23 protein-coding genes are annotated in these 24,220 nt (G+C 55.5%); 17 read left to right on the forward strand and 6 right to left on the reverse strand.

Going from position 1 to position 24,220, the window contains the following annotated elements; all coding sequences use genetic code 11:
* Positions 1-52 precede the first annotated feature (52 nt).
* The 4 genes from HWQ15_RS09770 to psiE all read left to right on the forward strand — a co-directional run bounded on the left by HWQ15_RS09770 (position 53) and on the right by psiE (position 4,110).
* Positions 53-691 (forward strand): YjbF family lipoprotein, encoded by a 639-nt coding sequence (locus HWQ15_RS09770; RefSeq protein ID WP_058677318.1) that lies wholly within the window; start codon positions 53-55, stop codon positions 689-691.
* Positions 688-1,425: a capsule biosynthesis GfcC D2 domain-containing protein gene (locus tag HWQ15_RS09775; RefSeq protein ID WP_023305255.1), complete on the forward strand. Its 738-nt coding sequence runs from the start codon at positions 688-690 to the stop codon at positions 1,423-1,425. The genes HWQ15_RS09770 and HWQ15_RS09775 overlap by 4 nt, the downstream gene beginning before the upstream one ends.
* The gene (locus HWQ15_RS09780; protein WP_023299084.1) at positions 1,425-3,521 is read left to right on the forward strand and encodes a YjbH domain-containing protein; all 2,097 of its coding nucleotides are present in this window, start codon (positions 1,425-1,427) and stop codon (positions 3,519-3,521) included. Before HWQ15_RS09775 ends, HWQ15_RS09780 begins: the two co-directional genes overlap by 1 nt.
* Positions 3,522-3,699: 178 nt before the next feature.
* Positions 3,700-4,110, forward strand: coding sequence for a phosphate-starvation-inducible protein PsiE (gene psiE, locus HWQ15_RS09785; RefSeq protein WP_000202963.1), 411 nt, complete (start codon positions 3,700-3,702; stop codon positions 4,108-4,110).
* A 96-nt stretch (positions 4,111-4,206) separates the two neighbouring features.
* Here the strand turns inward: psiE and malG are convergent, their stop codons facing one another.
* The 3 genes from malG to malE form a co-directional block, all read right to left on the reverse strand.
* A complete protein-coding gene (gene malG, locus HWQ15_RS09790; protein WP_003860332.1) occupies positions 4,207-5,097 on the reverse strand; it encodes a maltose ABC transporter permease MalG in 891 nt (296 codons plus the stop codon).
* A gap of 14 nt (positions 5,098-5,111) precedes the next feature.
* Positions 5,112-6,656 carry a maltose ABC transporter permease MalF gene (malF, locus tag HWQ15_RS09795; protein WP_023299085.1) on the reverse strand — a complete coding sequence of 515 codons (1,545 nt, stop codon included), beginning with the start codon at positions 6,654-6,656 and terminating at the stop codon, positions 5,112-5,114.
* Positions 6,657-6,777: 121 nt separating this feature from the next.
* Positions 6,778-7,968: a maltose/maltodextrin ABC transporter substrate-binding protein MalE gene (malE, locus tag HWQ15_RS09800; RefSeq protein WP_022646733.1), complete on the reverse strand. Its 1,191-nt coding sequence runs from the start codon at positions 7,966-7,968 to the stop codon at positions 6,778-6,780.
* Positions 7,969-8,339: 371 nt separating this feature from the next.
* Here malE and malK point away from each other — a divergent pair, with 371 nt between their 5' ends.
* From malK to ubiA, 5 genes are all read left to right on the forward strand, one after another.
* Entirely contained in the window at positions 8,340-9,449 is a 1,110-nt protein-coding gene (gene malK / locus HWQ15_RS09805; RefSeq protein ID WP_003860329.1) for a maltose/maltodextrin ABC transporter ATP-binding protein MalK, read from the forward strand.
* Positions 9,450-9,491: 42 nt separating this feature from the next.
* Complete coding sequence (locus tag HWQ15_RS09810; protein WP_026094413.1) at positions 9,492-10,799, forward strand: maltoporin; 1,308 nt, start codon at positions 9,492-9,494, stop codon at positions 10,797-10,799.
* A gap of 114 nt (positions 10,800-10,913) precedes the next feature.
* Complete coding sequence (gene malM / locus HWQ15_RS09815) at positions 10,914-11,852, forward strand: maltose operon protein MalM (protein WP_015570172.1); 939 nt, start codon at positions 10,914-10,916, stop codon at positions 11,850-11,852.
* A 172-nt stretch (positions 11,853-12,024) separates the two neighbouring features.
* On the forward strand, positions 12,025-12,522 hold the full coding sequence (ubiC, locus tag HWQ15_RS09820; RefSeq protein ID WP_063149601.1) for a chorismate lyase: 498 nt from the start codon (positions 12,025-12,027) through the stop codon (positions 12,520-12,522).
* 12 nt (positions 12,523-12,534) lie between these two features.
* On the forward strand, positions 12,535-13,404 hold the full coding sequence (gene ubiA / locus HWQ15_RS09825) for a 4-hydroxybenzoate octaprenyltransferase (RefSeq protein WP_063149602.1): 870 nt from the start codon (positions 12,535-12,537) through the stop codon (positions 13,402-13,404).
* An 89-nt stretch (positions 13,405-13,493) separates the two neighbouring features.
* Here the strand turns inward: ubiA and plsB are convergent, their stop codons facing one another.
* Positions 13,494-15,914, reverse strand: a complete 2,421-nt coding sequence (plsB, locus tag HWQ15_RS09830; protein WP_023299088.1) for a glycerol-3-phosphate 1-O-acyltransferase PlsB — start codon at positions 15,912-15,914, stop codon at positions 13,494-13,496.
* A gap of 154 nt (positions 15,915-16,068) precedes the next feature.
* On the opposite strand from plsB, the gene HWQ15_RS09835 reads away from it, so the two are divergent.
* The 4 genes from HWQ15_RS09835 to HWQ15_RS09850 all read left to right on the forward strand — a co-directional run bounded on the left by HWQ15_RS09835 (position 16,069) and on the right by HWQ15_RS09850 (position 18,884).
* Positions 16,069-16,437, forward strand: coding sequence for a diacylglycerol kinase (locus HWQ15_RS09835; protein ID WP_006810487.1), 369 nt, complete (start codon positions 16,069-16,071; stop codon positions 16,435-16,437).
* Between the two features lie 108 nt (positions 16,438-16,545).
* Entirely contained in the window at positions 16,546-17,154 is a 609-nt protein-coding gene (lexA, locus tag HWQ15_RS09840) for a transcriptional repressor LexA (protein WP_003860318.1), read from the forward strand.
* A gap of 63 nt (positions 17,155-17,217) precedes the next feature.
* Positions 17,218-18,555, forward strand: a complete 1,338-nt coding sequence (dinF, locus tag HWQ15_RS09845; protein ID WP_063216398.1) for an MATE family efflux transporter DinF — start codon at positions 17,218-17,220, stop codon at positions 18,553-18,555.
* A gap of 119 nt (positions 18,556-18,674) precedes the next feature.
* Entirely contained in the window at positions 18,675-18,884 is a 210-nt protein-coding gene (locus tag HWQ15_RS09850) for a CsbD family protein (protein WP_003860314.1), read from the forward strand.
* Between the two features lie 47 nt (positions 18,885-18,931).
* Here HWQ15_RS09850 and zur read toward each other — a convergent pair whose 3' ends face one another.
* The gene (gene zur, locus HWQ15_RS09855; RefSeq protein ID WP_006810484.1) at positions 18,932-19,444 is read right to left on the reverse strand and encodes a zinc uptake transcriptional repressor Zur; all 513 of its coding nucleotides are present in this window, start codon (positions 19,442-19,444) and stop codon (positions 18,932-18,934) included.
* 117 nt (positions 19,445-19,561) lie between these two features.
* Here zur and HWQ15_RS09860 point away from each other — a divergent pair, with 117 nt between their 5' ends.
* From HWQ15_RS09860 to pspG, 4 genes are all read left to right on the forward strand, one after another.
* Complete coding sequence (locus HWQ15_RS09860) at positions 19,562-20,050, forward strand: cupin domain-containing protein (RefSeq protein WP_022646741.1); 489 nt, start codon at positions 19,562-19,564, stop codon at positions 20,048-20,050.
* A gap of 192 nt (positions 20,051-20,242) precedes the next feature.
* Positions 20,243-21,529, forward strand: a complete 1,287-nt coding sequence (gene traF / locus HWQ15_RS09865; RefSeq protein WP_369806303.1) for a conjugal transfer protein TraF — start codon at positions 20,243-20,245, stop codon at positions 21,527-21,529.
* An 82-nt stretch (positions 21,530-21,611) separates the two neighbouring features.
* Positions 21,612-22,607, forward strand: a complete 996-nt coding sequence (gene dusA, locus HWQ15_RS09870; RefSeq protein ID WP_063149604.1) for a tRNA dihydrouridine(20/20a) synthase DusA — start codon at positions 21,612-21,614, stop codon at positions 22,605-22,607.
* A gap of 136 nt (positions 22,608-22,743) precedes the next feature.
* On the forward strand, positions 22,744-22,986 hold the full coding sequence (gene pspG, locus HWQ15_RS09875; RefSeq protein ID WP_017382623.1) for an envelope stress response protein PspG: 243 nt from the start codon (positions 22,744-22,746) through the stop codon (positions 22,984-22,986).
* Positions 22,987-23,171: 185 nt separating this feature from the next.
* Here pspG and HWQ15_RS09880 read toward each other — a convergent pair whose 3' ends face one another.
* Positions 23,172-24,155, reverse strand: a complete 984-nt coding sequence (locus HWQ15_RS09880; RefSeq protein WP_022646744.1) for a quinone oxidoreductase — start codon at positions 24,153-24,155, stop codon at positions 23,172-23,174.
* Positions 24,156-24,220: the final 65 nt, after the last annotated feature.

Here is a 24,220-nt window from a genome sequence, read left to right on the forward strand (position 1 = left end):
TTAATCATAACCACACTTCGGTGTGGTTATTTCGCCCCTTCGGAGAAGAGTCGTGAAGCGACCTGCAATCATCCTGATTTGCCTGCTGTTGCAGGCGTGCTCAGCTACCACCAAAGGGCTGGGCCACTCACTGTGGGACAGCATGTTCGGCACGCCGGGCGTGCATCTGACCGATGACGAACTTCAGAACATGCCGTATGCCAGCCAGTACATGCAGCTAAACGATGGTCCGCAACTGTTTGTGGTGCTCGCTTTCGATGAAAACGGGCAGCAGAAATGGGTGACGCAGGATCAGGCCACCATCGTGACTCAGCATTCCCGAATCGTGAAAACGTTGCTCGGCGGCGACAACCTGCTTGAGATAAACAACCTGGCTGAAGATCCGCTCATCAAGCCGAATCAGATCGTCGATGGCGCAAGCTGGACGCGCACAATGGGCTGGACCGAGCACAAACAGGTGCGCTACGCCACGGCCCGCTCCACCTTCCGCTGGGATGGTACGGACAGCGTCAAAGTGGGCAGCGACGAAACGCAGGTGCGCGTGCTGGATGAAGAGGTGACAACCGATCAGGCCACCTGGCATAACCGCTTCTGGGTGGACGAAGAGGGGCAAATCCGCCAGTCCTTACAGTATCTCGGTGCCGGTTTCTTCCCGGTGAAGACCACCCTGATCAAGGCGGCGAAATCATGAAAATGTTCATTCACGTTGCGCTTCTCGCCAGCCTGGCCTCGCCGCTGGCGTGGTCTGCGGGAACGGTACAGGTCTACACCCCGGACAGCGAAAAACCTAAAACCTTAACCAATGCCGGGCATCTGCTCGATCTGGTGGGGCAGCCGAGGCTGGCGAAAAGCTGGTGGACCGGGGCGGTTATCAGCGAGCGTCAGGCGACGATTGTAGCGGAACAAAAACATCAGGCGCTGCTCGCCCGACTGAGCGGGCTGGCACAACAGGAAGATGCTGACGATGCCGCGGCCATTACTAGCCTGCGTCAGCAGCTTCAGGCGGTTAAGGTGACGGGTCGCCAGAAGGTGAATCTCGATCCGGATGAGGTGCGCGTCGCCGAAAACGGCAATCCGTCGCTGGAAGGGGACTATACCCTGTGGCTGCCGGCTCAGCCTTCCACCGTCACCGTGATGGGGCTTATCAGCAGCCCTGGCAAAAAGTCGTTTACGCCGGGCCGGGACGTCGTGAGCTATCTCGACGAGCAAAGCTTGCTCAGCGGTGCGGATAACAGCTATGCCTGGGTGGTCTATCCGGACGGGCATACGCAAAAAGCGCCGGTGGCTTACTGGAATAAACGCCATATAGAACCTATGCCAGGCAGCATCATTTTTGTCGGTTTTGCCGACCATTTCTGGACGAAAGCGTATGACGGGCTTAATGCCGATATCCTTCGCTCCCTGATACAGCGGATACCGGAATAATGAAAAAAACCTATCTCTACAGCATGCTTGCACTGTGCGTGAGTGCCGCCTGTCATGCAGAAACGTATCCGGCACCCATCGGCCCGTCGCAGTCCGATTTTGGCGGCGTGGGCTTACTGCAAACCCCGACCGCGCGTATGGCCCGCGAGGGGGAAATCAGCCTTAACTATCGCGATAACGATCAGTACCGTTACTACTCTGCGTCCGTGCAGCTGTTCCCCTGGCTGGAGACTACGCTGCGCTACACCGACGTGCGTACAAAACAGTACAGCAGCGTGGACGCCTTCTCCGGCGATCAGACCTATAAAGACAAAGCCTTCGACGTGAAGCTGCGCCTGTGGGAAGAGAGCTACTGGATGCCGCAGGTCTCCGTCGGGGCGAAAGACATTGGCGGGACCGGCCTGTTTGATGCGGAATACATCGTTGCCAGCAAAGCCTGGGGACCGTTTGATTTCTCGCTGGGTCTTGGCTGGGGTTACCTCGGCACCAGCGGCAACGTAACCAACCCGTTCTGTACCTACAGCGACAAATACTGCTACCGCGATAACAGCTACAAAAAAGCGGGTTCCATCAACGGCGACCAGATGTTCCACGGCCCGGCCTCGCTGTTTGGAGGCGTAGAGTATCAAACGCCATGGCAGCCGCTGCGCCTGAAGCTGGAGTACGAAGGCAATAACTACAGCGAAGATTTTGCCGGCAAGATTGAGCAGAAGAGCAAGTTTAACGTCGGCGCCATTTACCGCGTCACCGACTGGGCCGACGTTAACCTCAGCTATGAGCGCGGTAATACCCTGATGTTTGGCTTTACGCTGCGCACCAACTTTAACGACATGCGGCCGCGCTACAATGATAACCCGCGGCCCAAATACCAGCCGGAGCCGCAGGATGCGATCATTCAGCACTCCGTGGTAGCGAACCAGCTGACGCTGCTGAAATATAACGCAGGCCTGGCGGATCCGAAGATCCAGACCAAAGGCGATACGCTGTACGTCACCGGCGAGCAGGTAAAATACCGCGACTCCCGCGAAGGGATCGAGCGCGCCAACCGGATCGTCATGAACGATCTGCCGGAGGGGATCCGCACGATCCGCGTGACGGAGAACCGTCTCAACCTGCCGCAGGTTACAACCGAAACCGATGTTGCCAGCCTTAAGCGTCATCTTGAAGGCGAACCGCTGGGACATGAAACCGAGCTGGTGCAAAAACGCGTTGAGCCGGTGGTGCCAGAGAGCACCGAGCAGGGCTGGTATATCGATAAATCCCGCTTCGATTTCCATATCGATCCGGTGCTGAACCAGTCCGTGGGTGGGCCGGAAAACTTCTACATGTATCAGCTGGGCGCGATGGCGACGGCGGATCTGTGGGTGACCGACCACCTGTTGACCACCGGTAGTCTGTTCGGCAACCTTGCCAACAACTACGACAAATTTAACTACACCAACCCGCCGAATGATTCAAAACTGCCGCGCGTGCGTACCCGCGTTCGCGAATATGTGCAGAACGATATCTACGTGAATAACCTGCAGGCCAACTACTTCCAGTACTTCGGTAACGGCTTCTACGGCCAGGTTTACGGTGGCTATCTGGAAACCATGTTCGGCGGCGCGGGGGCGGAGGTGCTTTATCGTCCCGTCGACAGCAACTGGGCGTTTGGGATTGATGCCAACTACGTGAAACAGCGTGACTGGCGCAGCGCGCAGGACATGATGAAGTTCACCGACTACAGCGTCAAAACCGGCCACCTGACCGCCTACTGGACGCCGTCGTTCGCACAGGATGTGCTGGTGAAAGCCAGCGTCGGGCAGTACCTGGCGGGCGATAAGGGCGGCACGCTGGATATCTCCAAACACTTCGACAGCGGCGTAGTGGTAGGCGGTTATGCCACCATCACCAACGTTTCGCCAGACGAGTACGGGGAAGGGGACTTCACCAAAGGGGTGTACGTGTCGATTCCGCTGGATCTGTTCTCGTCAGGCCCAACCCGCAGCCGTGCGGCAGTGGGCTGGACGCCGCTGACGCGCGACGGCGGTCAGCAGCTTGGACGTAAGTTCCAGCTGTATGATATGACCAGCGATAAGAACATTAACTTCCGCTGATGCTTGTTTGCCCGGTGGCGCTGCGCTTACCGGGCCTACGAAAGTATTTTTGTAGGCCGGGCAAACGCAGTGCCGCCCGGCAGGAATGTTCATCTGGACAAAACATAAACAAAAAATATAGATCCCCGTCACATTTTTGCGTTATACAGGAACCTCGCCCTGGAGAATGAGGTGCTGTATGACATCCCTGACTCGTCCGCGCGTTGAGTTTATCTCAACGATACTCCAGACCGTGCTGAACCTCGGTCTGCTGAGCCTTGGCCTGATCCTGGTCGTGTTTCTGGGTAAAGAGACGGTGCATCTGGCGGATGTGCTGTTCGCACCTGAGCAAACCAGCAAATACGCGCTGGTGGAAGGCCTGGTGGTCTACTTTCTCTACTTTGAATTTATCGCCCTGATTGTGAAGTACTTTCAGTCCGGCTTTCACTTCCCGCTGCGCTATTTTGTCTATATTGGCATCACCGCCATTGTGCGGCTGATCATCGTCGATCATAAATCCCCGCTCGACGTGCTGATCTACTCGGCAGCGATCCTGCTGCTGGTGATCACCCTCTGGCTGTGCAACTCAAAGCGGCTGAAACGCGAATAAAAAAAGGGCGCTCCGAAGAGCGCCTAACAACAGTCACAAGTTGGTTCAATACAATACGTCTAAAGTTGAGGGTTGCAGTGGCATAACAGATGAAACTTAACCTTTCACACCGCCCGCCGTCAGGCCGTTGACCAGCCAGCGCTGGGCCAGCAGGAACACCACGGTAATCGGGATGGCAGAGAGTACGGCCGCCGCGGCAAAGTCGCCCCACAGGTAGTTTTGCGGGTTGAGGTATTGCTGCATACCGACGGCCAGGGTGTAGCTGTTCACATCGCGCAGTAACAGAGAGGCGACCGGTACTTCGGTGATCGCCGCGATAAACGACAGGATGAACACCACCGCCAGAATCGGCACCGACAGCGGCAGCAGCACCAGACGGAACGCCTGCCACGGGGTGGCGCCATCCAGCGCGGCGGCTTCTTCCAGTGAACCATCGATGGTTTCGAAATAGCCCTTGATGGTCCACACATGCAGGGCGATGCCGCCAAGATAGGCGAAGATCACGCCGCCGTGGGTGTTCAGGCCGATAAACGGCACGTACTGGCCCAGACGATCAAACAGGGCATACAACGCCACCAGTGACAGCACCGCCGGGAACATCTGGAAAATCAGCATCCCTTTCAGCAGGGTCGCTTTGCCAGGGAAACGCATACGGGCGAAGGCGTAAGCACAGGTGGTGGAGAGCGTCACGATGCCGATGGCAGTGATGGTCGCCACTTTTACCGAGTTCCACAGCCACAGCAGCACCGGGAACGGCGGCGGAGTGACGCGGCCATCCGCGTGTTCCACACTGAAGCCCAGCGCGAGTTTCCAGTGCTCCCAGGAGATTTCATCCGGGATCAGGCTCCCGGTGGCGAAGTTCCCCGAACGCAGGGAGATGGCGATAACCATCAGCAGCGGGAACATGATCGCCGCGATGAAAATCAGCAGGCCTAAGTGCGTCGCGAGGAGGCGCAGTTTCTGAGATTTGGGTTGTACCATAGCCATGTTCAGTGCCCTCCTTAGTCAAATTTCATACGTGTAGCTTTCAGGTTCACGATCGCCAGGGCGCCCACCAGCAGGAAGATCAGGGTGGCAATCGCCGCCGCCAGTCCGAAGTCCTGGCCACCGCCGCCTTCGAAGGCGATACGGTAGGTGTAGCTCACGAGCAGGTCGGTATAGCCTGCCGGCGTGGTGGTGCCGAGACGGTCCGGTCCACCGTTGGTCAACAGCTGAATCAGCACGAAGTTGTTAAAGTTAAAGGCGAAGCTGGCAATCATCAGCGGCGTCAGCGGCTTAATGAGCAGCGGCAGGGTAATTTTGAAGAAGTTCTGGAACGGACCCGCGCCGTCCATCGCCGAGGCTTCGTACAGGTCATCCGGGATGGCCTTCAGCAGCCCCATGCACAGGATCATCATGTACGGATAACCGAGCCAGGTGTTCACGATGATAATCATCGAGCGAGCGGTGGTCGGGTCGCTGAACCAGGCCGGTTTGATGCCGAACAGCGCGCTCAGCATCATGTTGATTTCACCGAAGCTCTGGTTAAACAACCCTTTGAAAATCAGAATCGAGATGAACGACGGCACGGCGTACGGCAGAATCAGCAGCACGCGGTAAATCGCTTTGCCCTTCAGGGATTCCCACTGGACCAGACAGGCCAGCACCATGCCCACGGCCACGGTCAGGATCACGGTCAGGATGGAGAAGACTACCGTCCAGACGAAGATGGCGAAGAACGGTTTCTGGATGCCTTCGTCGGTAAACACGCGGGTAAAGTTATCCCAGCCGATGGTAACGGTATAGCCCGGGCTGAGCTTGTCGTCGCCCCAGCTGCCGTCGGCATTCACCGACTGATAGAAACCAATGTCGTTATTCGGACGGTACTTCACGCCGCTCTGGTTGTTGGTCAGCGTGCCGTCATCCGCCAGAGTATAAAGCGGCTGCGTGCCGGAAAACTGGCGCAGCGAGCTCATGGTTACTTTGCTGTCATCGGGCAGCACAGCGGTGAGCTGGGTCAGCGCCTGGCGATTTTGAGTGATGATACGCAGGTTGGCACGTTCACCTTCCGGCAGGGCCGCGGCCTCTTTTAAGACCAGCTTCTGCTCGCCGCCAAATTTGAACGCGTCGGAAAGATAGTTTTTGCCGCTCTCACCGTCAGTGAGCGCTAACTTCCATTCATCTCCCGCAGGATACAGGCCGAAGTTAAAGGTTTTACCCGCCTGATAAGAACGATCCAGAAGCACCTGGGTGGCACGCTCCTGCGCGAGCTGGTTGGTGCTGCTGTAGTTAGTAAAGGCAATCGCGATGGTGCAGATCAGCGGAAAGAGGACAAACAGCCCCATCCCGGCAACACCGGGGTAGACATAGCGCCAGGCATACGCTTTACGGTTGGCGAAAATATACAGGCCAACCGAGCTTAAAATCAGCGTCATGATGGCAAAAAGGTATTCCCCTTGCACGTACATTAAAACAACAAGGTAACCCACCAGCAGACACAGCAGACCTATCACTGACCACTTCAGTGCGTCGCTTTGCCACCAGCGTTTCTTTTTAATGACATCCATGGGGTTCTTCCTCTACAACGGTGGAAACTTATCGTCAGGTGGCGCTGCGCTTACCTGACCTACGGATCGTGCCGTAGTCGTAGGGCGGGTAAGCGCACGCGCCACCCGCCGTTTTTCAGACTTACTTAGTAATACGACCCTGAGCATCTTTCAGCGCGGCATCAACAGTCTGGCGACCGCTTGCAGCGTTGATGACGGCGGTACGGGTGGCGTACCAGAACGCAGCCATCTGTGGGATGTTCGGCATGATTTCGCCTTTTTGGGCGTTATCCATGGTGGCCGCAATGCGTGGATCTTTCGCTAACTGATCCTGGAAGGATTTCAGCGCAACGGCGCCCAGCGGTTTGTCCTTGTTCACTTCATCCAGACCCTGATCGGTCAGCAGGTAGTTTTCCAGGAACTCTTTCGCCAGCTCTTTGTTCGGGCTGGCGGCGTTGATACCCGCGCTCAGCACGCCAACAAACGGTTTAGACGGCTTGCCGTTGAAGGTTGGCAGCAGGGTCACGCCGTAGTTGACTTTGCTCTTGTCGATGTTGGTCCAGGCCCACGGACCGTTGATGGTCATCGCGGTTTCGCCTTTGTTGAACGCCGCTTCCGCGATGGAGTAGTCGGTATCCGCGTTCATGTGTTTGTTCTTAATCAGGTCAACCAGGAAGGTCAGGCCTTTTTTCGCGCCCGCGTTGTCCACGCCCACGTCTTTCACGTCATATTTGCCGTTTTCAAACTTGAACGCGTAGCCGCCGTCGGCAGCAATCAGCGGCCAGGTGAAGTACGGCTCTTGCAGGTTGAACATCAGAGCGGATTTACCTTTCGCCTTCAGCTCTTTATCCAGAGCAGGGATCTCTTCCCAGGTTTTCGGTGGATTTGGCACCAGGTCTTTGTTGTAAATCAGTGACAGGGCTTCAACCGCGATTGGGTAAGCGATCAGCTTGCCGTTATAGCGAACGGCGTCCCAGGTGAACGGGAACAGTTTGTCCTGGAAGGCTTTGTCTGGCGTGACTTCTGCCAGCAGGCCAGACTGCGCGTAGCCCCCGAAACGGTCATGCGCCCAGAAGATAATGTCCGGACCATCGCCGGTTGCCGCAACCTGCGGGAACTTCTCTTCCAGTTTGTCCGGGTGTTCTACGGTGACTTTGATACCGGTGTCTTTCTCGAATTTTTTGCCCACTTCGGCCAGACCGTTATAGCCCTTGTCGCCGTTAATCCAGATAACCAGCTTACCTTCTTCAATTTTGGCGAGAGCCGGTGCGGAAATCATCATTGCTGCGAGGGCGGACAATGCGAAAACGCGTGCGCCAGTCTTGATCTTCATATCTGCCATCCTTTATTGGTGATGTGCTCGTGGATACATAAGGTGGTTCAACGTGACTCAGTCTCCTTATTTGACATCCTCTTTCCATCCTCCCAGTCCCTACGCCCCACCCCCTGTTTGTGTGATCCCTGTAACATAAATTTAAGTTATGAGTGCTGGCGCACATAAAAACCCATTGAATTTTGCAGGCCGCTTCACGATTTTCGCCTCAGCCCCTCCGCTGCGGTCGCAGAGCCTGCTCTCTCATCCTCCCGCCTCCTCCCCCATAAAAAAGCCGGGGGGTGGAGGATTCACGAAAGTAATGGAACACGCATAGTGAACTTATCTTGAATGTTTCTGTCGGTGACAGGTTGTAACGAAGGGAGAAGGGCATGGCGAGCGTACAGCTGCGTAATGTAACGAAAGCCTGGGGCGACGTTGTGGTGTCAAAAGACATCAATCTGGACATCCACGAAGGTGAGTTTGTGGTGTTCGTTGGTCCATCAGGCTGTGGTAAATCTACTCTGCTGCGTATGATTGCCGGTCTTGAAACCATCACCAGTGGCGATTTATTTATTGGTGATACCCGAATGAACGACATCCCGCCAGCTGAACGCGGCGTGGGCATGGTGTTCCAGTCTTATGCGCTTTATCCGCATCTTTCCGTTGCCGAGAACATGTCCTTTGGCCTGAAGCTGGCCGGCGCGAAAAAAGAGACCATTAACCAGCGCGTCACCCAGGTGGCGGAAGTGCTCCAGCTGGCACATCTGCTGGAGCGTAAACCGAAGGCGCTCTCCGGTGGTCAGCGTCAGCGTGTGGCGATCGGCCGTACGCTGGTGGCCGAGCCGCGCGTGTTCCTGCTCGATGAACCTCTCTCTAACCTGGATGCCGCCCTGCGCGTCCAGATGCGTATCGAAATCTCCCGTCTGCACAAGCGTCTTGGACGCACGATGATTTACGTCACCCACGATCAGGTCGAAGCGATGACGCTGGCCGACAAAATCGTGGTACTGGACGCCGGTCGCGTGGCGCAGGTGGGCAAACCGCTGGAGCTGTATCACTACCCGGCAGACCGCTTTGTTGCGGGCTTCATTGGCTCGCCAAAGATGAACTTCCTGCCCGTAAAAGTGACCGCGACGGCAATCGAACAGGTACAGGTGGAGCTGCCAAACCGTCAGCAGGTCTGGCTGCCAGTCGACAGCGCCAACGTACAGGTGGGGGCCAATATGTCCCTCGGTATCCGTCCTGAGCATCTACTGCCAAGCCACATTGCGGATGTGACGCTGGAAGGTGAAGTTCAGGTCGTCGAACAGCTTGGTCACGAAACACAGATTCATATCCAGATCCCCGCCATCCGTCAGAACCTGGTCTACCGCCAGAATGACGTGGTGTTGGTAGAAGAGGGTGCCACATTCGCTATCGGTTTGCCGCCAGAGCGTTGCCATCTGTTCCGTGAGGATGGCACTGCATGTCGTCGGTTGCACAAAGAGCCAGGCGTTTAAGCATTCCAATTACAAAGAAAAGCAATGATCTCAGGAGATAGAATAATGATTACTCTGCGCAAAGTCCCTCTGGCTGTCGCCATTGCGGCAGGCATCCTGTCTGCCCAGGCGGGCGCCGTAGACTTTAAAGGTTATGCTCGTTCCGGCATTGGCTGGACCGGAAGTGGCGGTGAACAACAATGTTTCCAGGCAACAGGCGCACAAAGTAAATACCGTCTCGGTAACGAATGTGAAACCTACGCCGAACTGAAACTGGGCCAGGAAGTGTGGAAAGAAGGCGACAAGAGCTTCTATTTCGACACCAACGTAGCGTACTCCGTTTCTCAACAGAATGACTGGGAATCCACCAGCCCGGCCTTCCGTGAAGCTAACGTGCAGGGTAAAAACCTGATTGAATGGCTGCCAGGCTCTACCATCTGGGCCGGTAAACGCTTCTATCAGCGTCATGACGTACACATGATCGACTTCTACTACTGGGATATCTCTGGTCCTGGTGCCGGTATTGAAAACATCGATCTGGGCTTTGGTAAACTCTCTCTGGCAGCGACCCGTTCTTCTGAGTCCGGCGGTTCTGCAACCTTCGCCGATCGTGATGCGAACGGCGACCGTATTTATGACAACGTGGTACCAAACGATGTCTTCGACGTCCGTTTAGCCGGTCTGGAAACCAACCCGGGCGGTACGCTGGAGCTGGGCGTTGACTACGGTCATACCAACATTCCTGACGACTACTACCTGCAACCTGGCGCCTCTAAAGATGGCTGGCTGTTCACCGCTGAACACACCCAGAGCATGATGAAAGGCTTCAACAAGTTCGTACTGCAATACGGTACGGATTCCATGACCTCTAACGGTAAAGGTATTCCACAGGGCGGCAGCATCGATAACGACGGCTCTATGTGGCGCGTGCTGGATCACGGTGCAATCACCCTGGCAGACCGTTGGGACCTGATGTACGTCGGTATGTACCAGAACATCGATCGTGACAACAACAACGGTACCGAGTGGTGGACCGTGGGTGTTCGTCCAATGTTCAAATGGACGCCGATCATGAGCACCTTGCTGGAAGTGGGCTACGACAACGTCAAATCTCAGAAAACTGACGACAAAAACAGCCAGTACAAAATCACCCTGGCACAGCAATGGCAGGCAGGCGACAGCATCTGGTCCCGTCCGGCTATCCGCGTCTTCGCAACCTACGCGAAGTGGGATGAGAAATGGGGCTACGCGAACAACGGCGATACGGGCTACACCTCTGGCGTAGCGTATAGCGACACCTCCGCGAAAACCTTCAGCCGTGGCGACAACGATGAGTGGACCTTCGGTGCCCAGATGGAAATCTGGTGGTAATTCGTTAGACCTGACGTAATGACCTAAAAAGAGGGGCGTGAGCCCCTCTCTCCTTAGGGTGCTGCGCGCTATTGCCTGGCCACCGCAGTGCTCACGCTATCAGAGGTAATAACAATGAAAATGAAGAAAAGTCTCGTCGCGCTGTGCCTCTCTGCGGGGCTGTTGGCCTGTGCGCCTGCGGTCACCTTTGCAGATGTGAATTTTGTTCCTCAAAATACCAGCGCTGCGCCAGCTATTCCGGCTGCGGCACTTCAGCAACTGGTGTGGACGCCAGTTGATCAATCGAAAACACAAACTACCCAGCTTTCAGCGGGGGGTCAGTCACTGAACGTGCCGGGTATCAGCGGTCCGGTCGCGGCTTTCAGCGTGCCGGCGAATATCGGCGAGCTGACCCTGACGTTGACCAGTGAAGTCAATAAACAGACCAGCGTCTTCGCGCCTAACGTGCTGATCCTCGATCAGAACATGACGCCATCCGCGTTCTTCCCAAGCGACTATTTCAGCTATCAGGAGCCTGGCGTCATGAGTGCCGATCGGCTGGAAGGCGTTATGCGCCTGACGCCAGCCCTGGGTCAGCAGAAGATTTATGTCCTGGTGTTCACGACTGAAAAAGATCTGCAACAGACAACGAAGCTTGTTGACCCGGCAAAAGCCTATGCGAAAGGCACGGGGAACTCTGTCCCGGATATTCCGGACCCGCTTGCCCGTCATACAACCGATGGTCTGATCAAGCTGAAAGTCTCCACCAACAGCGCCTCCAGCGTACTCGTAGGCCCACTGTTTGGCTCATCTGGCCCGGGTCCGGTAACGGTGGGTAATACTGCCGCGCCTGTGTATGCCGCGCCAGCCGCAGCACCAGCCGCAGCCCCGGCCCCGGCGAAAAAAGCCGAGCCGGTGCTTAACGATACTGAAACTTACTTTAACAACGCCATCAAGCAGGCAGTTAAAAACGGCGATGTCGATAAAGCGCTGAAACTGCTTGATGAAGCCGAGCGTTTAGGTTCAACCACTGCCCGTTCCACCTTTATCAGCAGTGTAAAAGGCAAGGGGTAACCGTCTCCCCACAGTGCTGATTTTGTTAGTCGTTTGGTGCGCCTTCGCGGGCGCACTTTTTTTGGCTAAGTTGCACCTTTGTTGCGATAGTGATCGTTAAATTCTGTTTGTCCGTCCTCATTTTGCCAATCTGCGATACAATGCTTTTACGTTATGTATCGGAGAGTCTGGCATGTCACACCCCGCGCTAACGCAGCTGCGTGCGCTACGCTATTTCGACCACATCCCTGCGCTTGACCCGGAACAGCTGGACTGGCTGCTGCTGGAAGATTCCATGACAAAACGTTTTGAGCAACAGGGTAAAACGGTCACGGTGACGATGATTCAGGAAGGGTTTGTCTCGCCTGCGGAGATTGCCAGCGAGCTGCCGCTGCTGCCGCAGGAAGAACGCTACTGGCTGCGTGAAATTTTACTCTGTGCGGATGGCGAGCCGTGGCTTGCCGGGCGAACGGTGGTTCCTGAGTCTACACTTTCCGGGCCGGAGCTTGCACTGCAACGCCTCGGCAAAACGCCGCTGGGGCGCTATCTGTTCACCTCGTCTGAACTGACCCGTGATTTTATTGAAATTGGTTGCGATGCCGATTTGTGGGGGCGCCGCACCCGCCTTCGTTTGAGTGGCAAGCCGTTAATACTGACGGAACTCTTTTTGCCTGCATCGCCGTTGTACTAAGAGGGAGAAAAAATGGAGTGGAGTCTGACGCAGAATAAGCTGCTGGCCTATCACCGCCTGATGCGTACTGATAAACCTATTGGCGCGCTGCTGCTGCTGTGGCCGACCTTATGGGCGCTGTGGGTTGCCACGCCGGGCGTACCGCCGCTGTGGATCCTGGCGGTGTTTGTGGCGGGTGTCTGGCTGATGCGCGCTGCGGGCTGTGTGGTCAACGACTATGCTGACCGGAAATTTGATGGACATGTTAAGCGCACCGCGAATCGTCCTTTGCCGAGCGGTCAGGTGACCGGGAAAGAGGCGCGCATCCTGTTTGTGGTGCTGGTGCTTCTCTCTTTCATGCTGGTGTTAACCCTTAACACCATGACCATTCTGCTGTCCGTCGCTGCTCTGGCGCTGGCCTGGGTCTATCCATTTATGAAGCGATACACCCATCTGCCGCAGGTGGTATTGGGTGCGGCATTTGGCTGGTCGATTCCCATGGCGTTTGCCGCGGTCAGCGAGTCCGTTCCGCTCAGCTGCTGGCTGATGTTCCTGGCGAATATTCTCTGGGCCGTTGCGTACGATACCCAATACGCGATGGTCGATCGCGATGACGATCTCAAGATTGGCATCAAATCGACGGCGATCTTGTTTGGCCGTCACGACAAACTGATCATCGGCATATTGCAGGTGTCGGTGCTGGCGCTGATGGTGGCGATTGGTAGCCTGAACGGGCTGAACTGGGAGTTTTACTGGTCCGTGCTGGTGGCGGGTCTGCTGTTTGCGTATCAGCAGAAGCTGATCGCGAAGCGCGAGCGTGAAGCCTGCTTTAAAGCGTTTCTGAATAATAACTACGTCGGGCTGGTGCTGTTTATGGGGCTGGCGATGAGTTATTGGTCATAAAAAAGCCGGGTGGTGGCTTCGCCTTACCCGGCCTACGATTTAGCAGAACATGTAGGCCGGGTAAGCGTTAGCGCCACCCGGCTTTAACATCACTCGCCCTGCGTCGAACTCTCAATCGTTAAACGCACATCCGCGGTAATCAGCTCTGCCAGCATCTGGTAAACCTTCATCGTCTCTTCCGGCTCAGCATCGCCCGTATCGCTAATGTAACCTTCGTCGCGCAGCGTCAGCACCAGGGAGCTGAATACCGCTTTGTCGAAGAATTCCGGGGCGTTAATGCCATGCAGAACGGACAGGCGCTGGGCCAGCGTCCGACTCTCTTTTTCCAGCGTACCGCGGTTGATTGACGGGTTAGCACTCAATAACCAGAAGGTAATGGCGTAGCGCTGCAACGTCTCACGCGCACCGGAAGCCAGGAGCTGCAAGGTTCGGGAACGTGACGGATTGATATGCAGTTCGTCATCACTGATGGTAATCAGCCCCTGACGACGCATCTCTGCGGACATTTTATCGAGCTCTGCCGCCAGCTCATCCTTACTCCAGCGCAGGAACAGCTCCGCTTTCAGCATCGGATAGATGGCCTGAATATGGCGCAGCAGCTCCTGACGCGAAATACGGCGGTGCTGGGTAATAATGGCAGCCATCAGTGACGGCAGCATCAGCATGTGAGTGATGTTATTACGGTAGTAGGTCATCAGCACGGCCTGCTCGCGCGGCAGAATGATGATGTCACCAATCGTATCTTTCTCGACTTCGAACTTGTTCATCTGCAACGCGTGATCGATCAATTCGCTGGCGGTGGCAGACGGCACGGTCGAATCCACGGAATACGGCACGTTGCGCATGATATCCAGATAGCAATCAATCTGCTCGGTCAGCTGTTCACGGGTCAGTGAACGCTGGCGAGAGGCCAGAAGCGCGGTACAACACAGGTTCATGGCGTTTGCCGCACCAGCATTGTTGATGCGTACCATCAGCTCGGATGCAATGCCGTTGACCGTTGGCGTCAGCCATGCCGGACGTACCGCTTCGATAGGATCAATAGACTCGCGCCACTCCGGAACATGATGGTTCAGATACGTCATCAGCGGCAGGGGCTCGCCAAAGTTCACGTAGCCCTGACCGAGGTTGCGCAATTTACTCAGACCACGCAGCATCTGCGGCAGACTCTCTTTCTCTTTGGTCGCACCGCGCAGCTCTTTCGCGTAGGTGCCCACTTCCATCACGTGTTCATAACCGATGTAAATAGGCACCAGCGTGATAGGACGCGTACCGCCACGCAGCATGGCCTGAATGGTCATCGACAGCGTGCCGGTCTTCGGATCGAGCAGACGACCGGTACGGGAGCGACCGCCTTCAACAAAGTACTCCACGGAATAACCGCGGCTGAACAGCTCGCCCAGATACTCCCTGAAAACGGTGGAGTAGAGCTTGTTACCCTTGAAGGTACGACGAATGAAGAACGCACCCAGACGGCGGAAAATCGGACCTGCTGGCCAGAAGTTCAGGTTGATACCGGCAGCAATATGCGGCGGCACCAGGCCCTGGTGATAGAGCACGTAAGAGAGCAGCAGGTAGTCCATGTGGCTGCGGTGGCAGGGCACATAGACAATCTCGTGGCCGTCATGCGCTAACTGACGCACGCGCTCGGCGTTGTGGACGTTAATCCCCTGATAGAGGCGGTTCCACGTGAAACCGAGGATACGGTCGGAGAGACGAATCATCTCGTAGGAGAAGTTTGCGGCGATCTCTTCCATCAGCGCGATTGCGTTCTGCTGCGCTTTCTCGTGCGAAATCTTCTTGCTGCGCGCTTCGTCTTCTACGGCACGGGCAATCGCTTTGGAAGCCAGCAGCTTGTTAAACAGATCCTGACGCGCCGGGAGACGTGGCCCAACGGCCGCCAGACGCTGACGTGCAAAGTGCATACGCGCAACGCGCGCCAGCTTTTGCGCAATGATTTTGTCAGTACCGTGTTCATCCGCCATGCGGCGCAGTGAAACGGAAGGCGAGAAGCGAACAAAGCTGTCGCGTCCCAGCCATGAGACGGCGAAGAATTTCTGAATGCCGTTGAGCATACGCAGCGGCGGGTTCTCTTCCCCTTTTTCACGCCCCGGACGACGGCCAAACATCACCGACACCGGCACCATCTGCACGTCCAGATCGGGGTTGCTGCGGTGCAGATCGAGGTAATCATGGAACAGCTTAATGGACTCTTCTTTCGGCGTGTAATAGGTGAACACGCGCGGTCCGCCATGGATGAACACGTAGCGCGGCAGCAGCGTACCGTCGACTTCCAGCGGTTCAAGCGGGTCAGGTAAATCGTGCGCCAGACATTGAGCGCGAAGCGTTAGCAGGTCTGCCTTCGAGTTATAAGGCAAAACGTACATAATAGGGCGCGACGTATCGAGCCCTAATTCCAGCGCAGGTTCTGCTGGGATAGACTTACTTTTTACCAGTACGCTTAATGGTAAATTAAGTAATTTGTAGTAAATTCGTGGCCAGCCGGACATAAACGATGTAAAGCCTCTGGTTAATAATGCAATTGCGGCGCAAGGATAACAGAAAGCGCGCAAAATTTCTGTTGTTACCCGTCATACTTCAGGTTGCAGCAAAACGCGCTGCGGCTTTAGTTACAGACGCTATTTATCATAAAAGGTTCTTTTAATGGCCAATAATACCACTGGGTTAACTCGAATCATTAAAGCTGCCGGTTATTCATGGAAAGGTTTCCGCGCCGCATGGGTTAATGAAGCCGCTTTCCGCCAGGAGGCGGTTGCTGCAATCGTTGCCGTTGTCATCGCCTGCTTCCTTGATGTTGATGCTATCACCCGCGTACTGCTCATCGGATCTGTCCTTCTGGTGATGATAGTGGAAATTCTGAATAGCGCTATTGAGGCCGTAGTTGACCGAATCGGGTCGGAATTCCATGAACTGTCTGGCCGGGCGAAAGACATGGGTTCCGCTGCCGTACTGCTGTCGATTATCACGGCGGCGATCACCTGGGTCACGCTACTTTGGTCGCATTTCCGATGAGCCTCGAGGAATAATTAAGTCCCTGGTTTTTTGTGCAGTTTTTGGTTCCAAAATCGCCTTTGACTGTATATACTCACAGCATAACTGTATATACACCCAGGGGGCGGTATGAAAGCGTTAACGACCAGGCAGCAAGAGGTGTTTGATCTCATTCGGGATCATATCGGCCAGACGGGTATGCCACCCACGCGTGCAGAAATTGCGCAGCGTCTGGGCTTCCGTTCTCCTAATGCTGCCGAAGAGCACCTTAAGGCGCTTGCGCGTAAGGGCGTGATTGAGATTGTTTCCGGCGCCTCACGCGGCATCCGTCTGCTGGTGGAAGAAGAGAGCGGTATTCCGCTGGTGGGCCGCGTAGCCGCAGGTGAACCTCTGCTGGCGCAACAGCACATCGAAGGGCACTATCAGGTTGACCCTGGCATGTTCAAGCCGAGCGCCGATTTCCTGCTGCGCGTTAGCGGAATGTCCATGAAAGATATCGGTATTCTGGATGGCGATCTGCTGGCGGTACACAAAACGCAGGACGTGCGTAACGGGCAAGTCGTGGTGGCGCGCATTGATGATGAAGTGACGGTTAAACGCCTGAAAAAACAAGGCAATACCGTGCAGCTTCTGCCTGAAAACAATGAATTCTCCCCGATTGTGGTGGATCTCCGCGAGCAGAGCTTCTCTATTGAAGGGCTGGCGGTCGGCGTTATCCGCAACGGTGAATGGCTGTAATCTCTTCCTGACAGGCTGTAGTTCCTCTACAGCCTGGCCTGTTTTCTGATTCCGGTAATTTCCATGGCATTGCTAACTTCTGCCGATAAGGCGTTGTGGCGTCTTGCGCTACCGATGATTTTTTCCAATATTACCGTTCCTCTGCTGGGGCTGGTGGATACGGCAGTTATCGGGCATCTCGATTCGCCGATTTATCTCGGCGGCGTCGCGATCGGCGCAACGGCGACCAGCTTCCTCTTTATGCTGCTACTTTTTCTGCGCATGAGTACGACAGGCCTGACGGCCCAGGCGTATGGTGCAAAAGATCCCCTGCGTCTGGCGCGTGCGCTGGTTCAGCCGCTCATTCTGGCGTTCAGTGCTGGCGCGTTAATCGTTCTGTTGCGTACGCCGCTGATTGATCTTGCGCTCCATATTGTAGGCGGTAGCGATGCCGTACTGGAACAAGCCCGGCGGTTCCTCGAAATTCGCTGGCTCAGCGCGCCCGCTTCACTGGCAAACCTGGTCCTGCTGGGCTGGCTGCTGGGCGTGCAGTATGCCCGCGCGCCGGTGATCCTGCTGGTGGTGGGTAACCTTTTCAATATTGTCCTCGATCTCTGGCTGGTGATGGGACTGCACATGAACGTCCGGGGCGCGGCGCTGGCTACGGCAATTGCCGAGTACGGGACGCTGCTGATCGGTTTGGGGATGGTCTGGCGCGTGCTGGCGATGCGCGGTATCACCCTGGATCTGCTGAAATCGGCCTGGCGCGGCAATATGCGTAAGCTGCTGGCGCTTAATCGCGACATCATGCTCCGTTCGCTCCTGCTGCAACTCTGCTTCGGCGCATTAACCGTTTTTGGTGCGCGTCTTGGGCCTGAGATCGTCGCCGTCAACGCAGTGCTCATGACGTTACTGACCTTTACCGCTTACGCGCTGGATGGTTTTGCTTACGCCGTCGAGGCGCATTCAGGGCAGGCTTATGGCGCGCGTGAAAGCGGCCAGTTACGCGAAGTCTGGCGTGCTGCCTGTCGTCAGGCGGGTCTGGTGGCGCTGGTCTTTGCTCTGGTTTACGCCTGTTTTGGTGGGCATATTGTCGCGCTTCTCACCTCGTTGCCCGCGCTACGTGAGCTGGCCGATCGCTACATCCTCTGGCAGGTAGTATTACCGGTGGTGGGCGTGTGGTGCTATTTGCTGGACGGCATGTTTATTGGTGCGACGCGAGGGGCGGAGATGCGCAACAGTATGGCCGTCGCTGCGGCGGGGTTCGGCCTGACGCTGCTGACCTTGCCGTATCTCGGCAATCATGGTCTGTGGCTCGCGCTGGCGGTGTTTCTCTCACTGCGTGGCCTTTCGCTGGCCGTTATCTGGCGTCGTCACTGGCGAAACAATACCTGGTTTCCAGCCCCGCACGATATATCGTAACGGTTAAAGATTCCGAATATAAAAATAAATGCCGAATCCTTAACTACAATAATAATCACGTCCAGCAGAATAGAACGAAGCGGACGACACTCATAGACGCTTAACACGAGGACACGATTATGAATAAAGACGAAATCGGCGGCAACTGGAAGCAATTCAAAGGTAAAGCGAAAGAACAGTGGGGTAAGCTGACAGATGACGATATGACCGTCATTGAAGGTAAGCGCGATCAGCTGGTAGGTAAAATCCAGGAGCGCTACGGTTATGAAAAAGATCAGGCGGAAAACGAAGTCAAAGACTGGGAAACCCGTAACGACTACCGCTGGTAACCGGCACTATCCCCAAGGGCGGCTCTGAGCCGCCTTTTTCTTTGGCCTTAACGCGGCTTTTTCTTCACCAGGATAGAGTGATCGTGCTGACAGGCATCCTGATGACGGCATGACTCCACCTCCACGCAGGCAGAACATAAGCCGTGGGCTTCGATCACATTATGACGCAGCGCAAAGCCCATTCTGGCTGCCAGCGTATGCATAATATCTTCCACACCTTCCGCACACTCTTCCTTCACCACGCCACAGCGATCGCAGATAAACATGGCGGACGTGTGAGTAGGCTGGTCAAAAAGATGGCACAGCACATAGCTGTTTGTTGATTCCACTTTATGCACAAACCCTTGCTCCAGCAGAAAATCCAGCGCCCGATAGACGGTCGGCGGTTTTGCCTGCGGCTCGCTTTCACGCAGCAGGTCGAGCAGATCGTAAGCGCTGATGGCACCCTGTTGCAGGCTCATCAGACGCAGTACCTCAAGGCGCTGCGGGGTCAGGCGCACATTGCGTTGCGCACAGAGCTTTTCAGCTTGCGCTAACAGCTCTTTTGTGGACTTGTCCATCGGGCACCTCGGATGTGGTAAGGGGTGAAAACCCTCACTTTATCATGTTCTGCTAAAAACACCGAGATCCGCCAGGCTGTGCTATACCTGACGCATCGCAAATCGGGAGATCGCATGATGAAAAGACCTGACTGTATTCGGCACTGGCGGGACGTGGAAGGCGCCGATGACGCAACGTATCCGGACAGCAATGAACGGTTTTCTATTGGCGCGCCGCTGGCCCGCAAGCTGGGTCTCGGCCGCATTGGTATTCACCATGAACGGCTGCCGCCCGGACGCCGTACTTCTTATCCGCATGCGGAAAGCGACGAAGAGGAGTTTGTTTACGTTCTGGAGGGTTACCCTGAGGCCTGGATCAATGGTTATCTGTGGAAGCTTGAACCCGGAGACAGCGTGGGATTTCCTGCCGGCACGGGGGTGTGCCATACCTTTATCAACAACACCGATGAAGAGGTGCGCTTACTGGTGGTGGGTGAGGCTAATAAAAAACATAACCGCATCTACTATCCCCTCAATCCGGTGTATGCCGTGACGCGCGAAGACCACTGGGTAGACCATCCGCCTCAGTTTTTTGGCCCGCACGATGGAAAACCTGGGCGAAAATAATTTCCTCTTCTATAAATATTGATGGTCGTCACACATTAGAACAGGCCGGGATGGAATTTAACTTAGGGAAATAGCGGGTCTTTTTGTACTTATTCACAGCAATAGTTCGTTCCTGTTTGGGTGATAACAGACAGGGTTAACTAATAACAAACTATTTACGAGCACACTGTGAAAAAACATTTTAAATTTTCGATGGTTAGCATTGCTGTCTCCTTTTTTATGGCAAATCAGGCGGGAGCAGCCAATACCTGGACGGAAGCGCGTAGCGACGCAATGGGCGGAACGGGTGTCGCGGCAGGGAGCTATGGCAGCGGGGCGTTAATCAACCCCGCGTTACTGGCAAAATCTAAGCCCGAGGATGATGTGACGGTCATTTTGCCGTCCGTTGGCGTGCAGGTGACCGATGAAGACAATCTTCAGGACGAGATTGATACCATTAACGATAAAATCAATCATTACAAGGACGTGGTTGATAGTCTGACCCCCATTGATATCATCACGGATCCATTAGGTTCGATCAATCAGTTCCAGGGCGCAGCGAAAGATCTCGCTGATGAGCTGGACTACCTGAAAGGCAAAACCGCACACGCCACCGCAGGGGCGGGGATTGCCGTCAGTATCCCTAACGATGTCCTTTCCGTGGCCTTTATGGCCAAAGGCTATGCACATGGCCGCGTCAGCTCTTCAATCGATCAGCAGGACATTGATTATCTGCGCGGTATACAACGAAGCGATGCGGTGGCTGCCGGTCTGGCGCTGGATGCCGCGCTAAACGGTTCCGATCAGATCACCAAAAACCTTAACTCTACGGCGTCTGGTCGGGCGGCGATTGTGTCCGACTACGGTATTGCGGTAGCCCGTCAGTTCGATCTTGGCGGCGTTCCGGTTTCCGTTGGCGTCACGCCGAAGCTGCAAAAAACCTGGCTCTATAACTACACTACTTCAATCTACGATTACGACAGTAATAAGTGGAACGACAGCCGCTACCGTACCGACGACACTGGCTTCAACGTCGATGCCGGTATTGCTGCTGATTTCGGTGAAAACTGGACGGTCGGCGTGAGCGGGCAAAACCTGATGTCGCGCGATATCGATACCAAAGATATCCGCATTCGCAACGGGCGTACGGGAGAGGTGGTGAGTTATAAAGACACTTATCAGATCCGTCCGCTGGTCACTGCCGGGGCCGCCTGGCACAACGATCTGGTCACGCTGACCGCAGATGGCGATCTGACCGAAACCAAGGGCTTTAAAAGCGAAGACACCTCCCAGTACGTTGGCGTCGGTGCCGAAGTCACGCCGCTGAGCTGGCTGGCAGTACGCGCCGGTTATCGTGCGGATATGAAGGGGAACGACAGCAACGTCTTTACCGGCGGTGTCGGTTTCGCGCCGTTCAACTCCGTCCACGTTGACCTGATGGGGCTTTATGGCGAAGACGAGACCTGGGGTGCAGGGGCACAGTTGAGCATGACGTTCTAAAGTGCACCGGAGGCGCTGCGCCTCCGGCTTTTCTTTGTGCTATAGTAGCGCCCCTTTTCCACCAGATGCTTAAAAGTTCGCCATGTCGTCAGAATTCCAGACCGCTTTCCCTGCACACCGTTTTTCCATTGCGCCAATGCTCGACTGGACGGACAGACATTGCCGCTATTTCCTGCGTCAGCTCTCCCGCCATACGCTGCTATACACCGAAATGGTCACTACCGGCGCAATTATTCACGGCAAAGGCGACTATCTGGCGTACAGCGAAGAGGAGCATCCGGTTGCGCTGCAACTCGGTGGCAGCGATCCGGCTGCGCTGGCGCAGTGCGCGAAGCTGGCCGAAGAACGCGGCTATGACGAGATTAACCTCAACGTCGGTTGTCCGTCCGACCGTGTGCAAAACGGCATGTTCGGCGCGTGTCTGATGGGAAATGCGCACCTGGTGGCGGACTGCATCAAAGCGATGCGCGACGTCGTCTCTATCCCGGTCACGGTCAAAACCCGTATCGGCATAGACGACCAGGATAGCTATGAGTTTCTGTGTGATTTCATCAACACGGTATCAGGGAAGGGTGAATGCGAGATGTTTATCATCCACGCCCGTAAAGCCTGGCTCTCAGGCCTCAGCCCGAAAGAAAACCGCGAGATCCCGCCGCTGGACTACCCGCGCGTGTACCAGCTGAAACGCGACTTCCAACACCTGACCATGTCGATCAATGGCGGTATTAAGTCGCTGGACGAGGCCAAAGCGCACCTCGAACATATGGATGGCGTGATGGTCGGACGCGAGGCGTATCAGAATCCGGGCATTCTGGCGACGGTTGACCGGGAAATCTTTGGCGTTGAGGGTGCTGACACCGATCCCGTGGCCGTAGTGCGCGCCATGTATCCGTACATTGAGCGCGAGCTGAGTCATGGTACGTATCTGGGCCACATTACCCGCCATATGCTTGGCCTGTTCCAGGGCATTCCTGGTGCGCGCCAGTGGCGTCGTTATCTCAGCGAGAACGCGCATAAAGCCGGTGCGGATATTGAGGTACTGGAACACGCGCTGCGTCTGGTTGCGGATAAACGTTAAATTTCGCTAAAAGATGGTCAAATACGCCACGCCCTGCAACACATTGCGGGGCGTTTTACTTTCAGAACAACAACTTATTTTTGGCATGATTCTTGTAATGATCGCAGCATCATTCGGGAACTCGTGGGAGAGCACCATGCTGGAACTACTTTTTGTGATTGGCTTCTTTATCATGCTGATGGTCACGGGCGTGTCGCTGCTCGGTATTCTGGCCGCGCTCGTTGTGGCCACGGTGGTGATGTTTGTCGGCGGATTATTTGCCCTGACGATTAAGCTCTTGCCGTGGTTACTTCTGGCGATTGCGGTGGTATGGGCCATACGGGCGATTAAATCACCAAAACTGCCGACTTATCAGCGTAATAACCGCTTCCGTTACTAAGGTATTGAGGGGTACGTCACATACCTGCAACTTTTCCGGCAGCAATCTTTAGAACAGAATAGGATTTACTTATCGAATCTGTCACTATGGCTGCCGCTAAAGAATTCATCGAGCTGTACCCTACATACAGCCGAACTAAAAAAAAGAAAGGGCTTCCCATGGGAAGCCCAATTTCTTTTTATGGCTCAGGGAATTAACAGACTTGAGCCCTGGGTTGCCCGGCTCTCCAGCACCTCATGCGCACGTTGCGCATCGGTCAGCGGATATTTCTGCGCTTCTGCCACATCCACTTTGATCACCCCGCTGGCGATCAGCGAGAACAGCTCGTTGCTGGCTTCCTCAAGTTCTTCCCGATTAGTGATGTAACCTTGCAGGGAAGGGCGGGTGACATACAGCGACCCTTTCTGATTCAGAATGCCCAGGTTCACGCCGGTGACAGCCCCGGAGGCGTTACCGAAGCTCACCATCAGCCCGCGACGTTGCAGGCAGTCCAGCGAAGATTCCCAGGTGTCTTTCCCCACCGAGTCATACACCACGCGTACCTTTTTGCCGCCAGTGATCTCTTTCAGCCGCTCAACGATGCTCTCTTCCCGGTAGTTGATCACCTGCCATGCGCCCGCGTCCAGCGCGCGCTGCGCTTTTTGCGCGCTGCCTGTGGTGCCGATCAGCTTCGCCCCCAGGGCTTTCGCCCACTGGCAGGCAATCAGCCCTACGCCACCTGCGGCTGCGTGAAACAGGAATTGCTCGTCAGGCTTAATTTCGTAGGTTTTGCGCAGCAGATAATAGACCGTCAGCCCTTTCAGGAATGAGGCGGCAGCCTGCTCGAAGCCGATCGCATTTGGCAAAAGCGCCGCTTTCTCGGCCGGAACGTTATGGATGGAGCTGTAAGCGCCCAGCGCCGACTGCGCGTACACCACGCGATCGCCTTCCTTAATGTGCTTAACCGCGCTGCCCACTTTGCTGACGATACCGGCCGCCTCGGTGCCCAGTCCGCTCGGCATCGACGGAGGCGGATAGAGACCGCCGCGAATATAGGTATCGATGTAGTTAATGCCGATCGCTTTGTTTTCAACCTGGATTTCGTTCTCGCCAGGTGCCGTGGGGGTAAACTCCACGGCTTGCAGTACGTCTGGCCCGCCATGTTTCTGGAACTCAATGCGTGTTGCCATGCTCCCTCCGTTAGAAAATTATGGTAATCTTTCGACCCACTCTTTATCTCGGTAACTCCATTCAC

Source organism: Enterobacter sp. DSM 30060 (assembly GCF_013375955.1).
GTDB classification, from domain to species: domain Bacteria; phylum Pseudomonadota; class Gammaproteobacteria; order Enterobacterales; family Enterobacteriaceae; genus Enterobacter; species Enterobacter intestinihominis.

Bases quoted from the DNA above. Each gene is read 5' to 3' on its own strand.
- malF (WP_023299085.1), bottom strand. From the start codon at position 6,656: ATGGATGTCATTAAAAAGAAACGCTGGTGGCAAAGCGACGCACTGAAG.
- lexA (WP_003860318.1), top strand. From the start codon at position 16,546: ATGAAAGCGTTAACGACCAGGCAGCAAGAGGTGTTTGATCTCATTCGG.
- malM (WP_015570172.1), top strand. From the start codon at position 10,914: ATGAAAATGAAGAAAAGTCTCGTCGCGCTGTGCCTCTCTGCGGGGCTG.
- HWQ15_RS09775 (WP_023305255.1), top strand. From the start codon at position 688: ATGAAAATGTTCATTCACGTTGCGCTTCTCGCCAGCCTGGCCTCGCCG.
- HWQ15_RS09850 (WP_003860314.1), top strand. From the start codon at position 18,675: ATGAATAAAGACGAAATCGGCGGCAACTGGAAGCAATTCAAAGGTAAA.
- pspG (WP_017382623.1), top strand. From the start codon at position 22,744: ATGCTGGAACTACTTTTTGTGATTGGCTTCTTTATCATGCTGATGGTC.
- traF (WP_369806303.1), top strand. From the start codon at position 20,243: ATGGTTAGCATTGCTGTCTCCTTTTTTATGGCAAATCAGGCGGGAGCA.
- malG (WP_003860332.1), bottom strand. From the start codon at position 5,097: ATGGCTATGGTACAACCCAAATCTCAGAAACTGCGCCTCCTCGCGACG.
- ubiC (WP_063149601.1), top strand. From the start codon at position 12,025: ATGTCACACCCCGCGCTAACGCAGCTGCGTGCGCTACGCTATTTCGAC.
- dinF (WP_063216398.1), top strand. From the start codon at position 17,218: ATGGCATTGCTAACTTCTGCCGATAAGGCGTTGTGGCGTCTTGCGCTA.
- zur (WP_006810484.1), bottom strand. From the start codon at position 19,444: ATGGACAAGTCCACAAAAGAGCTGTTAGCGCAAGCTGAAAAGCTCTGT.
- plsB (WP_023299088.1), bottom strand. From the start codon at position 15,914: ATGTCCGGCTGGCCACGAATTTACTACAAATTACTTAATTTACCATTA.
- HWQ15_RS09880 (WP_022646744.1), bottom strand. From the start codon at position 24,155: ATGGCAACACGCATTGAGTTCCAGAAACATGGCGGGCCAGACGTACTG.
- HWQ15_RS09835 (WP_006810487.1), top strand. From the start codon at position 16,069: ATGGCCAATAATACCACTGGGTTAACTCGAATCATTAAAGCTGCCGGT.
- ubiA (WP_063149602.1), top strand. From the start codon at position 12,535: ATGGAGTGGAGTCTGACGCAGAATAAGCTGCTGGCCTATCACCGCCTG.
- dusA (WP_063149604.1), top strand. From the start codon at position 21,612: ATGTCGTCAGAATTCCAGACCGCTTTCCCTGCACACCGTTTTTCCATT.
- HWQ15_RS09780 (WP_023299084.1), top strand. From the start codon at position 1,425: ATGAAAAAAACCTATCTCTACAGCATGCTTGCACTGTGCGTGAGTGCC.
- malE (WP_022646733.1), bottom strand. From the start codon at position 7,968: ATGAAGATCAAGACTGGCGCACGCGTTTTCGCATTGTCCGCCCTCGCA.
- HWQ15_RS09860 (WP_022646741.1), top strand. From the start codon at position 19,562: ATGAAAAGACCTGACTGTATTCGGCACTGGCGGGACGTGGAAGGCGCC.
- malK (WP_003860329.1), top strand. From the start codon at position 8,340: ATGGCGAGCGTACAGCTGCGTAATGTAACGAAAGCCTGGGGCGACGTT.
- psiE (WP_000202963.1), top strand. From the start codon at position 3,700: ATGACATCCCTGACTCGTCCGCGCGTTGAGTTTATCTCAACGATACTC.